The organism is Diaphorobacter ruginosibacter, assembly GCF_014395975.1.
GTDB classification, from domain to species: Bacteria; Pseudomonadota; Gammaproteobacteria; order Burkholderiales; family Burkholderiaceae_C; genus Diaphorobacter_A; species Diaphorobacter_A ruginosibacter.
Window position 1 is genome coordinate 3,202,690 of record NZ_CP060714.1, and the last position, 16,956, is coordinate 3,219,645.

Annotated in this window: 18 protein-coding genes and 1 pseudogene; 7 read left to right on the top strand and 12 right to left on the bottom strand. The window is 66.3% G+C overall.

What is annotated here, in order from left to right; all coding sequences use genetic code 11:
• Nucleotides 1-6 precede the first annotated feature (6 nt).
• On the bottom strand, nucleotides 7-1,005 hold the full coding sequence (locus tag H9K76_RS14555; RefSeq protein WP_187596097.1) for a Bug family tripartite tricarboxylate transporter substrate binding protein: 999 nt from the start codon (nucleotides 1,003-1,005) through the stop codon (nucleotides 7-9).
• 238 nt (nucleotides 1,006-1,243) lie between these two features.
• On the opposite strand from H9K76_RS14555, the gene H9K76_RS14560 reads away from it, so the two are divergent.
• The 6 genes from H9K76_RS14560 (at nucleotide 1,244) to H9K76_RS14585 (ending at nucleotide 5,628) form a co-directional block, all read left to right on the top strand.
• Nucleotides 1,244-2,335 carry a LacI family DNA-binding transcriptional regulator gene (locus H9K76_RS14560; protein ID WP_187596098.1) on the top strand — a complete coding sequence of 364 codons (1,092 nt, stop codon included), beginning with the start codon at nucleotides 1,244-1,246 and terminating at the stop codon, nucleotides 2,333-2,335.
• 281 nt (nucleotides 2,336-2,616) lie between these two features.
• Nucleotides 2,617-3,036 (top strand): DUF2325 domain-containing protein, encoded by a 420-nt coding sequence (locus tag H9K76_RS14565; protein ID WP_187596099.1) that lies wholly within the window; start codon nucleotides 2,617-2,619, stop codon nucleotides 3,034-3,036.
• A complete protein-coding gene (locus H9K76_RS14570; RefSeq protein ID WP_187596100.1) occupies nucleotides 3,033-3,554 on the top strand; it encodes a hypothetical protein in 522 nt (173 codons plus the stop codon). Before H9K76_RS14565 ends, H9K76_RS14570 begins: the two co-directional genes overlap by 4 nt.
• A 31-nt stretch (nucleotides 3,555-3,585) precedes the next feature.
• Nucleotides 3,586-4,212 carry a superoxide dismutase gene (locus tag H9K76_RS14575; RefSeq protein WP_223196246.1) on the top strand — a complete coding sequence of 209 codons (627 nt, stop codon included), beginning with the start codon at nucleotides 3,586-3,588 and terminating at the stop codon, nucleotides 4,210-4,212.
• 171 nt (nucleotides 4,213-4,383) lie between these two features.
• Nucleotides 4,384-5,253 (top strand): ZIP family metal transporter, encoded by an 870-nt coding sequence (locus H9K76_RS14580; RefSeq protein ID WP_187600654.1) that lies wholly within the window; start codon nucleotides 4,384-4,386, stop codon nucleotides 5,251-5,253.
• A 69-nt stretch (nucleotides 5,254-5,322) separates the two neighbouring features.
• Nucleotides 5,323-5,628: a hypothetical protein gene (locus H9K76_RS14585; RefSeq protein WP_187596101.1), complete on the top strand. Its 306-nt coding sequence runs from the start codon at nucleotides 5,323-5,325 to the stop codon at nucleotides 5,626-5,628.
• A gap of 74 nt (nucleotides 5,629-5,702) precedes the next feature.
• On the opposite strand, the gene H9K76_RS14590 is transcribed toward H9K76_RS14585, so the two are convergent.
• The 11 genes and pseudogenes from H9K76_RS14590 to H9K76_RS14635 form a co-directional block, all read right to left on the bottom strand.
• Nucleotides 5,703-6,062: a hypothetical protein gene (locus H9K76_RS14590; protein ID WP_187596102.1), complete on the bottom strand. Its 360-nt coding sequence runs from the start codon at nucleotides 6,060-6,062 to the stop codon at nucleotides 5,703-5,705.
• Nucleotides 6,049-6,906: a DUF3325 domain-containing protein gene (locus H9K76_RS14595; protein WP_187596103.1), complete on the bottom strand. Its 858-nt coding sequence runs from the start codon at nucleotides 6,904-6,906 to the stop codon at nucleotides 6,049-6,051. The genes H9K76_RS14590 and H9K76_RS14595 overlap by 14 nt, the downstream gene beginning before the upstream one ends.
• The gene (locus H9K76_RS14600) at nucleotides 6,903-7,202 is read right to left on the bottom strand and encodes a DUF3649 domain-containing protein (protein ID WP_187596104.1); all 300 of its coding nucleotides are present in this window, start codon (nucleotides 7,200-7,202) and stop codon (nucleotides 6,903-6,905) included. Before H9K76_RS14600 ends, H9K76_RS14595 begins: the two co-directional genes overlap by 4 nt.
• On the bottom strand, nucleotides 7,199-8,860 hold the full coding sequence (locus H9K76_RS14605; protein WP_246475031.1) for a PepSY-associated TM helix domain-containing protein: 1,662 nt from the start codon (nucleotides 8,858-8,860) through the stop codon (nucleotides 7,199-7,201). Before H9K76_RS14605 ends, H9K76_RS14600 begins: the two co-directional genes overlap by 4 nt.
• Before the next feature lie 102 nt (nucleotides 8,861-8,962).
• On the bottom strand, nucleotides 8,963-11,377 hold the full coding sequence (locus tag H9K76_RS14610; protein WP_187600655.1) for a TonB-dependent siderophore receptor: 2,415 nt from the start codon (nucleotides 11,375-11,377) through the stop codon (nucleotides 8,963-8,965).
• 651 nt (nucleotides 11,378-12,028) lie between these two features.
• Nucleotides 12,029-12,682 (bottom strand): annotated as a pseudogene (locus H9K76_RS23710) (FecR domain-containing protein); the annotation flags it as partial.
• A complete protein-coding gene (locus H9K76_RS14620; protein WP_187596107.1) occupies nucleotides 12,622-13,176 on the bottom strand; it encodes a sigma-70 family RNA polymerase sigma factor in 555 nt (184 codons plus the stop codon). The pseudogene H9K76_RS23710 and the gene H9K76_RS14620, both read right to left, overlap by 61 nt.
• A 391-nt stretch (nucleotides 13,177-13,567) precedes the next feature.
• Nucleotides 13,568-13,825 (bottom strand): hypothetical protein, encoded by a 258-nt coding sequence (locus H9K76_RS23475; RefSeq protein WP_246475034.1) that lies wholly within the window; start codon nucleotides 13,823-13,825, stop codon nucleotides 13,568-13,570.
• Nucleotides 13,783-14,484 carry an alpha/beta hydrolase gene (locus H9K76_RS14625; RefSeq protein ID WP_246475036.1) on the bottom strand — a complete coding sequence of 234 codons (702 nt, stop codon included), beginning with the start codon at nucleotides 14,482-14,484 and terminating at the stop codon, nucleotides 13,783-13,785. The genes H9K76_RS23475 and H9K76_RS14625 overlap by 43 nt, the downstream gene beginning before the upstream one ends.
• Before the next feature lie 29 nt (nucleotides 14,485-14,513).
• Entirely contained in the window at nucleotides 14,514-14,900 is a 387-nt protein-coding gene (locus tag H9K76_RS14630) for a RidA family protein (RefSeq protein WP_187596108.1), read from the bottom strand.
• A 40-nt stretch (nucleotides 14,901-14,940) separates the two neighbouring features.
• A complete protein-coding gene (locus H9K76_RS14635) occupies nucleotides 14,941-15,855 on the bottom strand; it encodes a ferritin family protein (protein ID WP_187596109.1) in 915 nt (304 codons plus the stop codon).
• Between the two features lie 161 nt (nucleotides 15,856-16,016).
• Here H9K76_RS14635 and H9K76_RS14640 point away from each other — a divergent pair, with 161 nt between their 5' ends.
• Complete coding sequence (locus tag H9K76_RS14640) at nucleotides 16,017-16,904, top strand: LysR family transcriptional regulator (protein ID WP_246475037.1); 888 nt, start codon at nucleotides 16,017-16,019, stop codon at nucleotides 16,902-16,904.
• Nucleotides 16,905-16,956: the final 52 nt, after the last annotated feature.

A 16,956-nucleotide genomic window follows, 5' to 3' on the forward strand; every position in this document is an offset into this window, starting at 1 on the left:
CTTCCTTCAATCCAGACGAATACCAGCGGCCTTGATGACCTCGCCCCACTTCACGCTGTCGCTCGCCACGATGCGCGCGAACTCCGCGGCCCCCGCCCCCGATGCCTCGTTGCCCTGGGTCTCGATCAGCGAGAGCATTTCCCTGGAGCGCGATGCCTTGCTGATCACCGTGCTGACCTTTTCCGTCAGCGCGGGAGACATCTTTCCGGAGCCGAAGACGCCCTGCCAGCCGACGATGTTGATGCCGTCCACGCCCTGCTCCTGAATGGTGGGCAGGTCGGGCAGCACGGGCACCCGCGTGGGAGTGGCCGCGCCGATGCCCTTGGCCTTGCCGGCCTTGATGAGCGAGACGGCGCTGGCCGTGCCATCGAAGTAGATCTGCACGTCACCGGCGACCAGCGCGCGCGAGGCATCGGTCGCCCCCTTGTAGGGCACATGGAGCATCTTCGTGCCGGTGCGCATCTGCAGCAGCTCGGCATTCAGGTGCGATGTGGAGCCTGGCGAGTAGCTTGCATAGTTCAGGGCGCCGGGCTGCGCCTTGGCATACGCCACCAGTTCCTTCAGGTTGTTGAACGGCGCATTGGGAGGCGCGATCAGCACCGTCGCCGACTTCATCACCTGCGCGAGCGGCGTGAAATCCTTGACCGGGTCATACGGCAACTTCGCATAGAGATGCGGGTTCTGGGTGTGTGTGACGACGATGGTGTAGAGCAGCGTGTGCCCATCGGCCGGAGCGCGTGCGACCTCCTGCGCGCCGATGAAGGTCGATGCCCCCGGCTTGTTCTCGATGATGACGGGATGGCCCTTGAGCTCGTCGCTCATGAGCTTGCCGAGCAGCCGCGCCGCCACGTCCGAGCCCGACCCGGCGGGCAGCGGCACGATGATGCGGATCGGCTTGCCAGGCTGCGGCCAGACCTCGTCCGCCAGTACGCAGGCCGGCCCTGCCAGGCCGAACGCGATGGCTCCCAGCGCCAGGCAGGCGCGCCTTGTGGGGTGTCGTTGCATGTCTTGTCTCCATGTGTTTTGTCGTCGTGAAACGCTCGGGAGGGCCTCGGCACGAATCCCCATGGCCGATGCCGGCCGGAAGGTTCACGCAGAGGTTTTTTCTTCTGATTCAACTCAATGCAAGCGCTTGCATAAAATAGTAAGGCGATTCCGTACGCCGTCGATTCGGGGATTACCATGACCGATCTCGCAAATTTGTAAACTGCACGGAACAGCACAGCAACCCGCCCGAGACTCCATGAACGACCCGCATGTCCCGTCCCTCAAGACCAGGCCCGCCTCGCTCGCCGACGTGGCGGCCATGGCAGGGGTCTCCACCGGCACCGTCTCGCGCACACTCAGCCGCCCGGAGATGATCAGCGAGGAAACGCGGGAACGCGTGATGCGCGCCGTTGAACAGCTCGGCTACGTGGCCAATGGAGCGGCACGCGCGCTCGCCATGCGGCGCAGCCACACCATCGGGGCCGTGGTCCTCAAGTTCGGCAGCTCCAACTTCTCGCAGGTGGTCGAGGGGCTGGAGAGCGAAGTGGCCCGCAAGGGCTACACGCTGCTGCTGTCGGCCCCTGTTCCCGACGGCAAGACGGAATTCGCGGCCCTCGCCGCCATGCTGGCGCGCGGTGTCGACGCCATCGCACTGCTGGGCTTCGAAGGCCTGGAGGAGACCCGGGGCATCCTCGCGCGCTACCCCGTGCCCTATGCGCACCTGTGGGCCAACCCCGCGAGCGGCGGCCACTGCATCGGCCTGGACGAAGCCCGCAACGGACAGATCGCGCTCGCGCATGCCGCCGATCTGGGCCACACGCGCATCGGCCTGATCTGGGGCCAGGTCGAAGGTCCGCTGCGCTATCGCTCGCGCCAGCGCCTGCAGGGCGTGATGGCCGCCGCCCAGGAGCGCGGAGTCACCATCGTGCACGAGTCCTGCGTCCACACCGAGCACGGATTCGAGCAAGGCCTTCAGGCCGCGGAGAAGGTACTGGCCTCGGGCACCGGCATCACCGCCATCCTGTGCGCGAGCGACTACCTGGCCGTTGGCGCGATGCGCGGGCTGCAGCAGAACGGTATCCGGGTGCCTGACGACATCTCCGTCATCAGCTTCAACGACAACGATTTCTCGGCCTACGTGAATCCGCCCCTCACCACCGTGCACCTGCCGATCCGGCAGGTCGGCATGAAGGCCGGCCACTACCTGCTCAGCCGCCTGGGCGAGAACATGGGACCCGACGGGTACGCCCTGGATGTGAGCCTGAAGGCCAGGGGCAGCAGTGCACCCGCAACCGCGTCCCCGACACCCGCGGCCATTGCCGGCGCTCCACGCACGAAGCGCGGCTGACGCCAGGACGCCGCCGGCGGATACCGGCACAACACCCCCTGAACCCCACAACGAAGGCAGGGACAAGTCCGTCGATTGGATGTTGATAATAATTCTCATTTAGAATTAAATTGATTTGATATGTCCAACCATCGCTGCACGCCATGCGTGCAAGTGACTTTGGAGGCGAATGCGCCATGCCCCATCCACATGACGAAGTTGTGCAGTTGGCTCATGAATACGGCGTATTGCTGAAGCACTGCGGTGCTCTCCAAACGCGGTGCAGCGAGCAGCAACGGCACATGATGCAAGAGATCGACAGGTTGCAAGGAATGGTCATCCGCCTGCGTGCGGATCTGGTCATTCAAAAAAGCCTCGCGCACTGGGAGCGCGAGAAGCACCGGCGGGCGCGCAAGGCCGCCGAGGCACGCCAGCACGGGGTGGAGTCGGCCAGCGTGCCGCCTTCAGAGCCCGAAGGCCCGGCGGACGCAGCCCAGCAGTGCCTGGAGCGCAGCCTGCATGCGGCCGATCTGGTCATCTGCCAGACCGGATGCATCAGCGCGGGATCGTTCTGGCGCGTCGAGGACCACTGCAAGCGCACCGGCAAGACCTGCGTGCTCGTGGACCAGCCCGAGGCCCTGCGGATCGTGCGCGTGCATCCGTCCGGCAGGACCGAGGCCCTTGCCACCGCACCCATCAACACATCGGAGATCACGTCATGACTGCCTGGCACACCCCATCAGATAACCCGCCGGACGCCCCTTCGGCAGAGCCTTTGGAGGAACCCGCCGCACTGCTGGCCGAATGGCGCCGCGTCACGGCCGAGGGATTGAACGCCAGCCGCGCACAGTGCCTTGCCCACGCGCTTGCCTGGCACCAGCAGGCGCTGCAGATCGCGCACCACCTGTTCCACCACGTGAGCTCCGGCATCGCCGATGACGACCGCCTGGCCGCGTTCATCGTCGCCCACATCAATCTCGCCGACTGCTATGCGGCACTCGGCGAATGCAACGACGCGGTCGATTGCCTTTGCTGCGCACACCACCAGTTGCTGTCTCTGATTGCAAGCGACAGCACGCCCGAGCCAATGCGGATGGCGGCCTATCGCCACCTGCGGGAAAGCCAGGCCGCCATGAACGAATTCTGCGCGGAGCACGGCGACCATCCGCTCATGGAGCAGGCACTGCTTCGGCAGCGTGCGATGCAAGGCGCGCATCTCGCCAGCACGACCCTGCATTGACGCCCTCTTCATCACTCACCAGGAACCCATCGTGACCCATGCACTGCCTCCCCTGCCCTATGCCTACGACGCACTCGAGCCGCACATCGACGCGCGCACCATGGAGATCCACTACAGCAAGCATCACCAGGCCTACGTGAACAACCTGAACGCATCGCTGCAGGGCACTCCCTACGCCGACATGCCGCTGCAGGAGCTGATCGCGCAGGTCGAGTCCCTGCCTCCCGAGCTGCGCATGTCCGTGCGCAACAACGGTGGCGGCCATGCCAACCACAGCCTGTTCTGGCAGGTGATGACGCCTCGCGCCAGGTCGGCCCCCGAAGGCGCGCTGGCCCGCGCCATTGATCGCGACCTGGGCGGCTTGGATGCATTCAAGGACGCCTTCACCAAGGCGGCACTGAGCCGCTTCGGCAGTGGCTGGGCCTGGCTGTGCGTCACCCCGGAGGGTGTGCTGACAGTGGAGAGCAGCGCCAACCAGGACAACCCCGCGATGCACGGTATCGGCTCGGGCCATGTGCCCATCCTGGGCCTGGACGTCTGGGAGCACGCCTACTACCTGCTCTACCAGAACCGCCGTCCCGACTACATCGCCGCGTTCTACAACGTGGTCGATTGGGACGAGGTGGCGCGGCGCCACGCCCTTGCCGCGCCGCAGTGAATACGGGCCGCGGGAATGCAGCCGGAGAACGATGGCTGGAAAGGACGGAATGGAGCGAACATGCATAACGAACTGACTTCCAGCGCTCTGGACACCCCTGTGGAACACCCGGCGGCCAACACCGGCTCGCACACCTGTGCGCACGGGCAGCATGGGCAAACGGCACGCCCGATGCGCTGGCGCACCCGCGTCGGGATGATCATCTGCGCCGCGGGCCTGCTGATCCTGTGCACGGTGATCTGGAACGGCCTGCAGCAGCTTCCATTTGCACGCCAGGCGCTCGCCGGCGGCTCCCTCGCCGCCCTGGCCACCGCGCTGGGAACACTGCCGGTGCTGTTCGCGCAAAGGCCGTCGGTACGCACGCAGGACACCCTGTTCGGATTCGGCGCCGGCGTCATGCTGGCCGCCTGCGCGTTCTCGCTCATCATTCCCGCGCTGAACGCGGTGCAGGCCTCAGGCGCACCGGGAGGCAGTCCATGGACGGGTGGCAGCCTGGTGGGCAGCGCCATCCTTTTGGGCGGACTGGCGCTGCTCATCATGGATCGACTGCTGCCGCACGAACACTTCATCAAGGGCCGTGAAGGCGCATCCGCCGAGCAAGTGCGGCGCACCTGGCTGTTCGTCTTCGCGATCATGCTGCACAACATTCCGGAGGGGCTCGCCATCGGCGCGGGCTATGCGGCCAACGAAGGGCTGCGTGCGAATGCGCTGGCCATCGGCATATCGATCCAGGACGTTCCCGAGGGATTCGTGGTGGCCGCAGCCCTGCTGGCGGCAGGCTATACACGCGGGTTCGCCGTCGCCCTCGGCATGCTGTCGGGCCTGGTGGAGCCCGTGGGTGCCGTGCTGGGTGCGTCGATCATCGGCCAAACGGCCTGGATGCTTCCCTGGGGACTCGGCTTCGCCGCGGGTGCCATGCTGTTCGTGATCAGCCACGAGATCATTCCCGAGTCCCACCGCAAGGGGCACGAGTCCTTCGCCACCGCGGGACTGATGGTCGGCTTCGTGCTGATGATGATCCTCGATACGGCACTGGGCTGAACCGGGCTGAAGCGCGGTGTATCCCCCTCTCCCTCACCCTCTCCATCAACGCACCTGGACGCGCACGCCTTGAACGACTACATCCTTTTCATGCACCACGATGCCGCGGGCACCGATGCCGCGAGCGATGCGGGTCTCTGGGCACGCTACCTTGCGCGGCTGCGCGGCACCGGGCTGTTCGACGGCGGCAGCGCGATCGGGCCTGGGGAGCGGCTGCGAAAGGGCACGCCGGGCCGGCCCTGCGACGATGACCTGAGCGGATTCGTCCGCGTGCACGCCGAATCGCTGTCCGCCGCCAAGGAACTGCTGCTGCCGGGCAACCCCGTGTATGAGGCGGGCGGCACGGTGGAACTCCGGGAGCTTCCCCGGTCGTGACAACAGACCATCCCGGCCATCCGTCGCGTCGAAGGACGCTGCGGATGGCCTCTCGGATGGCCTTTCATTTCTTCCTACCGCATCCAGCGCGCACCACGCGCCGGCGCAGGGCCGATCTCCTCCTGCTCCACGACGGCCTGCAGTCCGGGTCCGATGTCGAACAGCACGTAGAACGGTTTCGCGGGGCGCTTGAAGGTCAGCGTAGAGCGGGCATCGAGACGGCCTTCCAGCAAGGTTTCGCCGCTGTGCGCGATGACGTCCATGCGCGCACCGGCCATCTCGTCCCCGTCGTTGCTTGCGCCCCTGCAGCGCACCGTCTGGGCGTCCAGCAGCACGCAGCGGGCAACGGGTTCGTGAGCTCCCGCGGCGGCCCCTGCACACAGGAGCACGGCGGCAAGGAGGCGGCGCAGCATCCTGCGGTCAGGGTATGGCATGTGCGCTCCTTTGTTGCTCGAACCACGCCACCGTGGCGGGGGAAACCTTGTCCATGCGCCAGGAGGCCTGGTGCACGCTGCCGTCCTTGCCGGTCACGGTCAACCACAGCTCGCTGTCGGCACGCAGGGTGGCGGGCAGGGGAATCTCCGCCTTGCGCTCCCAGCGCTGGCCCACGAAGCCCATGCCGGTGGCTCGCTCGCTGCGCGGCCTGTTCACCTTGAGCGTGGCCTGGCGGATATGCCGGTCGCATTCATCGCAGAACCGCAGGCGGAACTCCTTCATGGGAATGTCCATGTCGACGATCTCCGGAGCCTTGCGGTCGGACTCCGCCAGCGTGAAGGCCCAGGGGCCGATCTGGCCCTGGATGGCATCGGGCCTTTCAAGCGGCGGGATCTGCACGCGCGAGACACCCACGGCGAAGGGGACGATCGTGAACACCAGCAGCACCGCAGCGATGCGGCGGCCCATCCGGCGAGCAGGATCGGGGAAGGCCGCTGCCTCTGCACGGATGCCCTCCCGAACCACGCGTGGCGGCCGCTCTCGCAGCGCCGGCCGCCACGGCCAGTGCGGAAAGACGAACACCCATGCCAGCCCCGCAATGCTCAGCCACCCCAGCCACAGCGCGCTCCCGATACCGGCGCCCATGGCGGCCATGCCCAAGGCCAGCGAGAGCGCCAGGAGCAGCCATCCCGCGGCGCGCGCGGACCAGCGCCAGCGCGGGTCGGGCATGCGGCCCAGCAGGTGCTCGCCATGCCGCTCGGATGCGAAAGCCAGGGAGAGAAGCCCCGCCAGGCCCAGCACCAGCATCATCAGGTGCGTTCCGGTCTGTACATCGGGTGTCATGCGCCTCCTCCCGTGGTAAGAACCCATGCGGGCACTGCCAGCACGGCGGTTGCCAGCACCACGCCGGCCCATGCCCGCCAGGCGTTGCGCGTGCAGAAGACCCAGATCACGGCCATGCCATAGACCGCAAAGCTCAGCATGCTGGCCCACAGCAGCGCCTGTGCCCGCGTCGCGGGCCACAGCAGCGCCATGAGCACCGTGGCGGCGGACGCCAGCGCATAGCCGCCAAACGCCGCTGCAGCCACGCGCGATGCGACCGCCCAGCGGTGGCGGGCGGTAGTGGTCGATGTGCTCACAGGCCCTCCTCCGCCCGCGCTGCAGGACGCGCCCCGAGCACCTTGGACACTCTGGACACCTCGGGATCGCGGGACTTTCCGAGGATGACCCGGCGCTGCACCTTCACCGCCATCAGGGCAAAGAGGGCCGCCAGTCCCAGCTGTGTCAGATCGAAGCCCGCAAACACCCAATCGCCCGCGCGCAGGCTGTTGCCCAGATGGCGGTCGGTGGTGAGCGCATTGATCACCGGCACCAGCGCGAACGCAACGCAGCTGCCCCACAGCAACTCGACCCAGGCACGCGCAAGCGGCCGGGCCATGGCCAGGAACAATGTGCCCAGCCACGCGGCAAACAGGCTGTGGAACTCCCACGCGGCCCGGTCTGCCATGTCGATCGGCAGCAGCCGGTTCGCCCAGAAATAGGCAGCGATGGCCAGCGGCAGGCCGGCCATCGTGGCGACATTCAGTATTTCCACCACCCGAACGCCCGGATGCTCTGCGGACTCGCGTCCGCTGACAAGGTGGTGACGGCGGCGCTTGACGGTCCAGAGCACCAGCCCCGTGCCGATCATCGCGCAGCCCAGCAACCCCGCCGCAAAGTACAGCCACCGTCCCCAGATGCCTGCAAAGAGGCCTTCATGCAGGTTCAGCATCACGCTTTGCGTGAGCCGTGCCCCACCGCCGGGGTTCGGCTCCTCGGGCAGCAGTGCCCCGGTGTCTGCGTCGAAGCGCAATCGGGGCGGATTCCAGAAATCGAGGCTGCCGCCGTTGCCGCCATCGCCTGCGCCCGCCTGGGTGACGACGATCTCGGCCGCCCCGCCCTCGTGGCGTTCGATGGACACCGAGGCAACGCGGCCCTTGCCCCATGCGTCTTCCGCCTGCGACACCAGAGCGGCCACATCGGCCTTCGGGCGCGTCATGGGCGCATGCGCATGGCGCTCCAGCAGTTCGTCATAGAACACCTTGTTGGCCGCCTGGTGGCTGCCATACTGGACGTCGCGCCCCGCCGGCATGTAGGTGAACAGGAAGAACACCAGGCCGCTGTAGGTGATCATCAGGAAGAACGGCAGCGCCATCACGCTGAGGGCGTTATGCGCATCGAGCCAGCTGCGCTGGCCCTTGCCCGGCCTGAAGGTGAAGAAATCCTTGAAGATCCGCTTGTGCGCGATCACCCCGCTGATGATCGCCAGCAGCATCAGCATGGTGCAGACCCCGACCAGCCGAATCGCCCAGTCATACGGCAGGTAGTGCAGCATGTAGTGCATGCGGTAGAGGCCCAGGCCGCCCGCGGTTGCGCGCGGCTGCACTTCGCCGGGCTGCAGCGCGCCCGTCAGCGGATCCAGCCTCTCGCTGCCACTGGCGCCGCGCTCGTGGCCCGGCCTGGGCACATCCTCCCAGCGGATGGAAAGCTCCTGCCAGCCGCGAGGAGACAGCGATTCATGCGGCAGCGTGATGCGCCAGCCATTGGCGGTCGGCGCAAGCTGGTCGAGCCGGTCGAGTGCCCTGCCAAGCACGAGCGCCCTGTCTGCCTCGGGTATTTGCACGCGCTGCACCTGCGGCCGCTCGGGCTGCATCCAGCGCGTGATGTCGTACTGGAAGTACCCCGGCGTGCCGGTCGCGAAGACAAAGAACAGCACCCAGCCGACCACGAGTCCGGTCCATGTATGCAGCCAGGCCATGCATTGGCGGAATCCCTCTTTCATCGCCGCGTCCCCCATGCCGGCGAAGCAGGCCGGAGCACACCCGGCACTGCCCAGGGGAAGGCGTCGGCGAGCTCGGCATCAGAAGTCATAACGCATGCCCACGTTCACGCTGCGCGGGGCACCCCAGGTATAGAAAAGACCCGCTGCGGTGAAATTGGTCAGGCCCGAAAGGTACTTCTTGTCGAATGCGTTGTTCACGTTCACGCTGAAGGACAGGTGCCTGTCCACCTGATAGCGCGCCATCAGGTCCAGCAGCGCGTAGCCTCCCTGGGACAGCACTGCGGCACTGTTGTTCACCGATGTCTTTGCCTGCCAGCGCGTGGAGGCGCCCACGGTCAGCCCCCGCATGCCGCCGTCAAATCGGTAGGTGGTGCCCAGCTTGAACTGGTACTTCGGGTACTTGCTGGCATTGTTGAGCGAGCTGTCCTGCTGCACCAGGCTGCCCTGGGCCTGCCAGCCCCGCGCGAGTTCGCCCGACAGTTCGAGCTCCCAGCCCCGCCGCGTGGCCGACGAGACCGCACGGTATGCCGTGTCGCCGCCCGGGGTGAGCCCGCCGCTCTCTTCAGCGGTGTTCTTTGTCTTCATCCAGAAGTGGGCGATGCTCGCATTCAGGCGCTTGTCGAAGAACTCGCCCTTGGCCCCGATCTCGTAGGTGCTGCCCTCCTCGGGCGCAAGCGTGGCGCCGCGCTCATCCTGCGCGGTCTGCGGCTGGAAGATGTTGGCGTAGCTCGCATACAGCGACACGTTCGGATGGACCTCGTAGACCAGGCCCGCGTAGGGCGTGACCACGCCGTTCTCCTTCATGTCGTAGTTCCACCAGTACGGCGTGATGTCGCGTTCCTCGAACCGCGTGACCCGCAATCCCGCGATCACCTGCAGCGGGTCGGCGAGCCGGAAACGCCCTGCCGCATAGGCATAGCGCTGTTTCTGGCTGAAGCTGTTGTCGCCATAGATCAACCCGCTGTAGTCGGGCTTGGGCAGTGCGGCACCGCCCTGCGCCATGCGCACGCCAAGCTCGCCCAGCGGCACGAGGTTCAGCGAATTCAGCGGCAACTGCACGTTGCTGTAGAAGCGCGAGATGCCTGCACCCGCGAGCAGCTCATGCGAGCGGCCGAGCAGCTCGAACGATCCCTTGACGTCAAGGTTCACCGTCCAGTTGTCGGTCTCCATGTTGCGCCACCGGCCGAAGCTCGCACGGTCCTGATCGTAGTAGTAGCCCGCGATCATGTCATCCATGGTCACGCGCTGGTGCGAGAACTTCAGCGCAGCGGTCCAGTCATCGGCCAGCCGCTGCTCCAGGCTGCCGAACAGGTTGAGGCCCTTCTGCTCATACCCGCCCCAGGGCGCACCGGTATTGAATGAACGCGGCATCCACGCCACCTCCCCCCCTGCGCGCGTGTAGCGCTGGATCGGCTGCGTGGTGCCGATGCCCTTCGCATCGCGTTCGCGGTAGGTCATCCCGACATTGAGCAGCGTATCGGGTGTGAGGTCTGCCTCCACCGTGCCGAACAGCATCTTGCTGCTGGCCTTCTCGTAGTCGCGGAACCCTCCCGAATCCATGGCGGAGGCGACGATCCGGCCGCGCACCGTGCCCGCCTCGTTGAGCGGCCCGCTCACATCGGCCTGCGCGCGATAGGTGTCCCAACTGCCCGCGTTCGCGCGCACATTGGCCTGGAAGTCATGCGTGGGGCGCTTGCGGATCATGTTGACCGTGGCACCGTAGTTGCCCTTGCCCACCACGAGACCCGACGATCCCTTGAGCACTTCCACGCGGTCGATCTCTGCCATGTCGTCGAGCGAGAACATGGTGCTGGTGAGGTAGTACCAGCCGCTGGTCACCTGCGTCATGCCGTCGGTCTGCAGATTCACGCTGGTGCCGCGCGCCTGGAAGTCGGAGGCGTTGTTCTGGCGGTAGACCGCAATGCCCGGCGTCTGCTCCATCACGTCGGTCAGCGTCTCGAGCTTGAAGTCGTCCATGCGCTGGCGCGTCATCACCGAGACCGACTGCGGTGTCTCGCGCAGCGAGAGATTCAATCCGGTGGCGGTGCGGCTCGGGCCCTTCTGTGTGTAGCTGCCCGTGCCTTCGGACGCCCCTCCCGTGTCGGCCTGCGCGGTGACCGTCACCGTGCCCAGGGCCGACGCACTGCCGGTGGCCGCCGGGGCCGCACTCTCGCGCGTGCGCAGGCCGTAGCTGCCATCGGCCTGCACGAAGGCCTCCAGCCCCGTGTTCGCAAGCAGTGCGGAAAGCCCAGCCGGAACGCTGTAGCTGCCCCTGAGTCCCGCAGTGCTCTTGCCCGCGGCCATGCTGCCGTTGCCAACCAGGTAGATGCCGGCCTCCGCAGCAAAGCGCGTGAGCGCCTGGCTCAACGGTCCCGCGGGAATGTCGTAGCTGCGTGTGGCCTGCGCTGCGGCGGGCGTCTGGGCTGCGGCAAGCGGCGCATGCGCGACCATGCCCAGGCTGCCTGCTGCGAGGAGCAGCGGGACGGCCAGCATGCGGGTTGGATTCTTGCTGCGCAGCTTGTTGCTGGCGCGCGGGGCTCTGGGTACGGACATGGACGGGTTGCTCCGGCTTGGGAAAGGTTCGATGAAGCGAAGCCCCCTGATCGCCACCCCTCCGGCGACCCAGGCGTGAATGGGCGCCGGAAGCCATGGCAACGAGGGCTTCTCATGAAGGGAAACCAACGAGGAGCCCCAACCCGGAACCTCCAGGCAACAAATTTCCAGAAAAATCTTGAAAAATCAGCGCCGCGCTTCGATGGTGGTCCACCAGGGCAGCGTCTGCTCGATGCGCACGGGCAATGCGGACGCGATCATCTGCAGCGCCCGGTCGGAATCGCCAGCCGGAAAACTGCCGTAGACCACCAGGTCGGCCACGGAGTCGGCCACGCCGAGATGCCCCTTGCGGTAGCGGCCGAGCTCCTGCGCGAATCGGCGCAGCGGAAGGTTGTCCGCCAACAGCGAGCCCTGCGTCCATGCCAGCCGGGCCCCATCCGCCGCGTCGTCCTGCCCGATGCCGTGCGCCGTGAAGGAGGTCTGCTGTCCTGCCTCCACGATGCGCGACGCGTCCGTTGCCGCGGTCCGGATTTCCACCGCGCCGCCATAGACGGCCAGGCGAGTGGCCGCCCCATCCGACAGCACGTTGAAGCGCGTGCCCAGGGCACGCATGCTGCCCTGCCGTGTCTGGACCAGCAGCGGCCGTTCGTCCCGCGCGGTTTCCACGAAGGCCTCGCCCGTCAGCAGGACGATGCGGCGCTCCTGCGCAGTGAAGCGGATATCGACGGCGCTCGCGGTGTTGAGCCACAACGTCGTGCCATCGTCGAGCAACACCCGCCGCTGCTCGCCCTTCGCGGTGCGGATATCGGCAGCGAGGGCCATCACCTCGCCCGGCAGCCAGGCCTGACGCCAGCAGAGCGCGCCGATGAGGCCACCGCTGCCGAGCAACGCCACGCCGGCCAGCACACGCCTTCGCGCACGCATGCGGTCATCCACCGCACGAAGCTGATCGGCGATGTCGCGCGGGTTGGGCAGCGAGCGCACCGGCTCGAACGCGCGACTGATGTCCTCCACATACTGCCATGCGGTGGCATGCGAATCCGCAGCCGACACCCATGCCCGCCAGGCCGCTTGCTGGCGCACGCTGGCGTTGCCGTCGCGCAGGCAGGCGTACCAGCGGGCCGCCTGCTCCAGAACCGCATGGGACGGTGTCGCCGCGCCAGCCTGCGCTGCCCGCCCCAGCCTCACGGCAGGGCCTCCTGCCGCAACTCCGTGGCTGTCTGGCGGGCACTCAGCGCAAGGCACCCGAGCATGGCCTGCGCCACATACTTGCGGACCATCCGCCCGGAAACACCCAGCTCCGCGCCCACCTCGTCGTCCGTCATCTCGCACACCACGGCCAGTGTGAACGCCCGCGCCGCCTTGGGTGACAGCGACTGCAGCATGCGGCCGATCTCCTCAAGCGCCTGCAGCACGATGGCCTGGCGCTCCGCGGAGGGATAGCCGGCCTGCGGCGTGGCCGCCAGCATGTCCATCCAGGCCCGCTCGATCTCCTGGCGATGCCAGAGATTGATGCACAGGTTCTGCGCCGTGGTCCGCAGGTAGGCCCGGGCCTCGCCAACACTGCCGAAGCACCGTTGCGTCCTGCCGGTGAGCAGCCGCAAAAAGGTGTCATGCGCCAGATCGGCGGCCTCAGCGGCCGATCCCAGGCGGCGGCGGAGCCAGCCCCTCAGCCAGCTGTGGTGATCGACATAGAGCGCTGCGATCTCGGCATGCGGGGAACTGGGAGCAGTGGACATGGCACGCGCACCGCGTTCCGGCAAACGGCGGTGAAGTTTTTAAATACGAATCAATATCATTTGATTGTACTCATTTCAGAAGGCAGCATGCCTGCCCCTACCCGCCACCATGCTTCCTGCCGGCGCTGCCCGGATCAGAACCGCCCGCGCAGCGTCACCCTCACGTTGCGCGGCTCGCCGTAGTGATTGGAGCCATAGGCCGTCCACACGCGCTGGGGTACATCTTGTCGAACAGGTTGTGCCAGCCGTGGTGATCGATATAGAGCGTGGCGACTTCGCAATGCGATGGGCGAAAGGTGGGCAGCATGGAGGCACCGGAAATAGCAGACGTGACAGCAGCGGTCGGCCATGCATCCACGCCGCGGCGCATCCGTCCCTGGTGCGTTGGGCCCTATCGACAGTCCGCGAACACGCGGGCACAGAACTGCAGCATCTGCTCCCCCAGCCACTGCTCTTGTGTATTGAAGTGCGCCATGATGGAGACGTGGTTGTGATCGGCCACCGTCAGATGCAGTGGCGCAGCCCCGCGCGCCATCCCGACCGCGTGCGCGAACTCCAACCCGTAGACGTCAAGCCAGGGGTTTTCGAACTCGGCATTCACCACCATCACGGGCAGGCGCAGGTGCGCCGCATGGGCGACGGGTGACAACGCGCCATACAGTGCAGAGTCCTCCCCGAAATAGGACCGCACACCCGCCGCGTTGGGGTTGTCGGCCCGCACGTCCGCGCGCAGCCGCGCCGACACCAGCACCAGAGCTTGCACCCTGGGTGCGAGCCCCAACGCCGGATCGCACGCATAGGACGCCGCATGCGTCCCCCCGCGGAATGGCCTATCAGGCAGATCCGCCGCGCGTCGCCGCCCCAATCCTCGATGTTCGCGGCAATCCAGTCGCAGGCCAGCGCAACATCCTGTGCGCCGCCCGGGTAGGCAGCGCCCGGAGCCAGCCGGTACTCGACATTCACCCCCACGCAGCCCTGCCGCGCAAACCAGGTCAGCACGTTGCCATACATCTCGCCGTTGATATCCTTGGCTCCGCGCAGGAAGGCACCTCCATGCACAAACACAAAGACCGGCGCGGGCGTCTCCGCCGCTTTTTCGGGACGATAGATATCCAGTACCTGCCGCTCATCGGGACCGTAGTGCAGGTTCTTGATCGTCGATACGCCGTCCTTGGGTGCTGCGGCCAGCAGCGGCGCGTACAGCGCCTTGGTGCGGTCCCCGGCGTCGCGAATGTCGGATTGCCATGCCAGGCCCAGCGCGCGCAATTGCGCGGTCAAGGCAGGCTCTCTCAGCAAGGTCGTTTGCATGTGCAACTCGTCTCCCTCATGACGAGCCTTCAGTCCGGCTTGAACGCCACGGCATCGACCTCAAACAGCCATTGCGGCCTGGCAAGCGCCTGCACCACCAACAGGGTGGAAGCCGGGCGCGCCGTTCCCAGGAAACCCTGGCGCACGGGCCCAAGCAGCGGCAAATGAGCGGCATCCACCAGAAAGCTGTTCACCTTCACCAGGTGCGACGCGTCCATGCCCGCATCAGCCAGCACCACCATCAGGTTGGCCCAGGCCTGGCGCACCTGGGCCTCGAAGCCTTCACACAGTTCACCGTCCGCCGCAACGCCGATCTGCCCGGCTACGTGCAGCCATTGCCCGCCTCCCCGCACTTCCATGCCGTGGCTGTATGCGCCCACCGGCGGCGCAATGTTCCGAGGATTTATCTGACGCATGTATCGCTCTCCTTTGCCCTGTGGGATCCGCAACGCTTCATCAATGCACGGGCGACGCCGCGCCATCCAGTTCGGGAATGTGCGGAATCTCCACGCCATACACGCCCACGTCCTCGCGGATCTGGTTCACGCCCCGGCGGATGATGTCCATCTCCTCATCGGGGTGGGTCGCACCGAGTCCGTATTCCGCAGCCAGTGCACGGTTGCGGCCGGAGCGCGCGCGCTCGTCTGCGGGCAGATTGACCACCGCATACACGCCATTGAGCAGGCTGCCGCGCAACTTCTTGGCCACCTTGGCGCCGATGGTCTGCTTTTCCGTGCTGGAGAGTTCGCTGAAGAAGCGGCGCATGATGATGCGGCCGAACTGGATATGGCGTGCCTCGTCGCGCAGGATCAGCTGGCACGACTTGCGGATCGACTCGAAGCGCGCGTTCTCGTAGCGTGCCTGAAGCAGTTCGCCCGACAGCTGCTCGAACAGGGTGTTGACGGAGAGCCCCGCGAAAAAGCTCATCGCCTTCTCGTCCTCCTCGTTGTGGAACTTGGGAATGATGTCCTTGAAATAATCCGCACGCGGCGTGGACTCGTACACATCCAGCGCCTGGGCAATGCGAAAGCTCGCCTCGTGGTGGCGAAACTCCTCGGCGATGAAATTGGTGATGTGCTGCTTCACCTCAAACGGCTGGTGGTCGAAGATCGCCTCGCGCAGGCGCTCCGCGCCGTAGGGCGTCGCGCCATGCTCCATCCAGGCGCGCAGGCTCCACCATTCGGCACCGGCCTTGCGCACTTCGGGCGGTAGTTCGGCGTCCCGCAGATCGGAGCAGTCGATGGACAAGGGGTCCCAGGCGAGGTCACGTGCCTGCGTGCAAAGCCGCCAGACATCGGGGTACTCCACCGTAGCGACGACCGGGTAAGGGTTGGGAACAGTGACGATCTCTTCGAGCAACGAAGCCTGCATGTATTTCTCCTGAATCGTTGATGGGGTTGGCACAAATCCTAGCGACGCATCCGTGATATTTGAAATACTATTTGCGATAGGTCTATATACATTGAACGTATCAGAATCAGTTTCGCCCCTCAATTGCCGAACTCACCTGCCCGATGCTGGAACTACGACTCATGCGGCAATTCGTTGTCGTCGCAGAAGAACTCAACTTTCGCCGTGCAGCCGAGCGGCTGCACATGACCCAGCCACCACTGTCCGTGGCCATGCGCAACCTGGAGGACGCCGTGGGCGTGTCCCTGCTCGACCGCAGCAAGCACCATGTGCGCCTCACCCCGGCGGGCGCGGTGTTCTACCAGGAGGCCAAGCGCATCCTGCAGTACACCGCTCAAGCCCGGGAGCGTGCGCGGCTCACCGGAATGGGGCACGAGGGCTCGCTGCGCCTGTCCTTCGTTCCGAGCGCCGCGCTGGACGTGCTGCCCGCAGTGTTCAAGCAGTTCCAGCAGGCCTACCCCGGCGTGCGCCTGCACCTGACTGCCGAGACCACGACACGCCAGTTGCAGGATCTGCGCAACGGGCGCACCGACCTGGCGCTGGTGGTGGGGCCCGTGCACGACGCTGGCGGCCTGCTCATCGAGGCACTGAAGCCGCAGACTTTTGTGGTGGCCATGCCCGCCGATCACGCGCTGGCGTGCAATGCCCGCAGCGTACGAGTGCGGGATCTCGCCAACGAACCGTTCGTGTCCTTCCCCAATGTCGAGGGCGCAGGATTCACCGCTGCCCTGCTGATGGTGTGCAGGCAGGCCGGATTCACACCCCATATCGTGCAGGAGGCCTCGCAGATGCAGGCCATCCTGACCCTGGTGGCCGGCGGGCTCGGCATCGCACTGGTGCCTGCCGCCATGCGCCGGCTGCACATGGACGACGTCGTGCTGCTCGACATCGAGGAGCCCGACATCGTGCACACCTATGACCTGGTGCTGGCCCGTGCCGAAGCCAACGACAACCCCGTCATCCACGCGTTCCTTGCCACCGTGCGGGAATGCCTGGAGAGCACGGAATGAACAGCCGCTGCCGCACCTCTGCTCCCGTGCCGCAGGCATGTCAAGCGCAGTG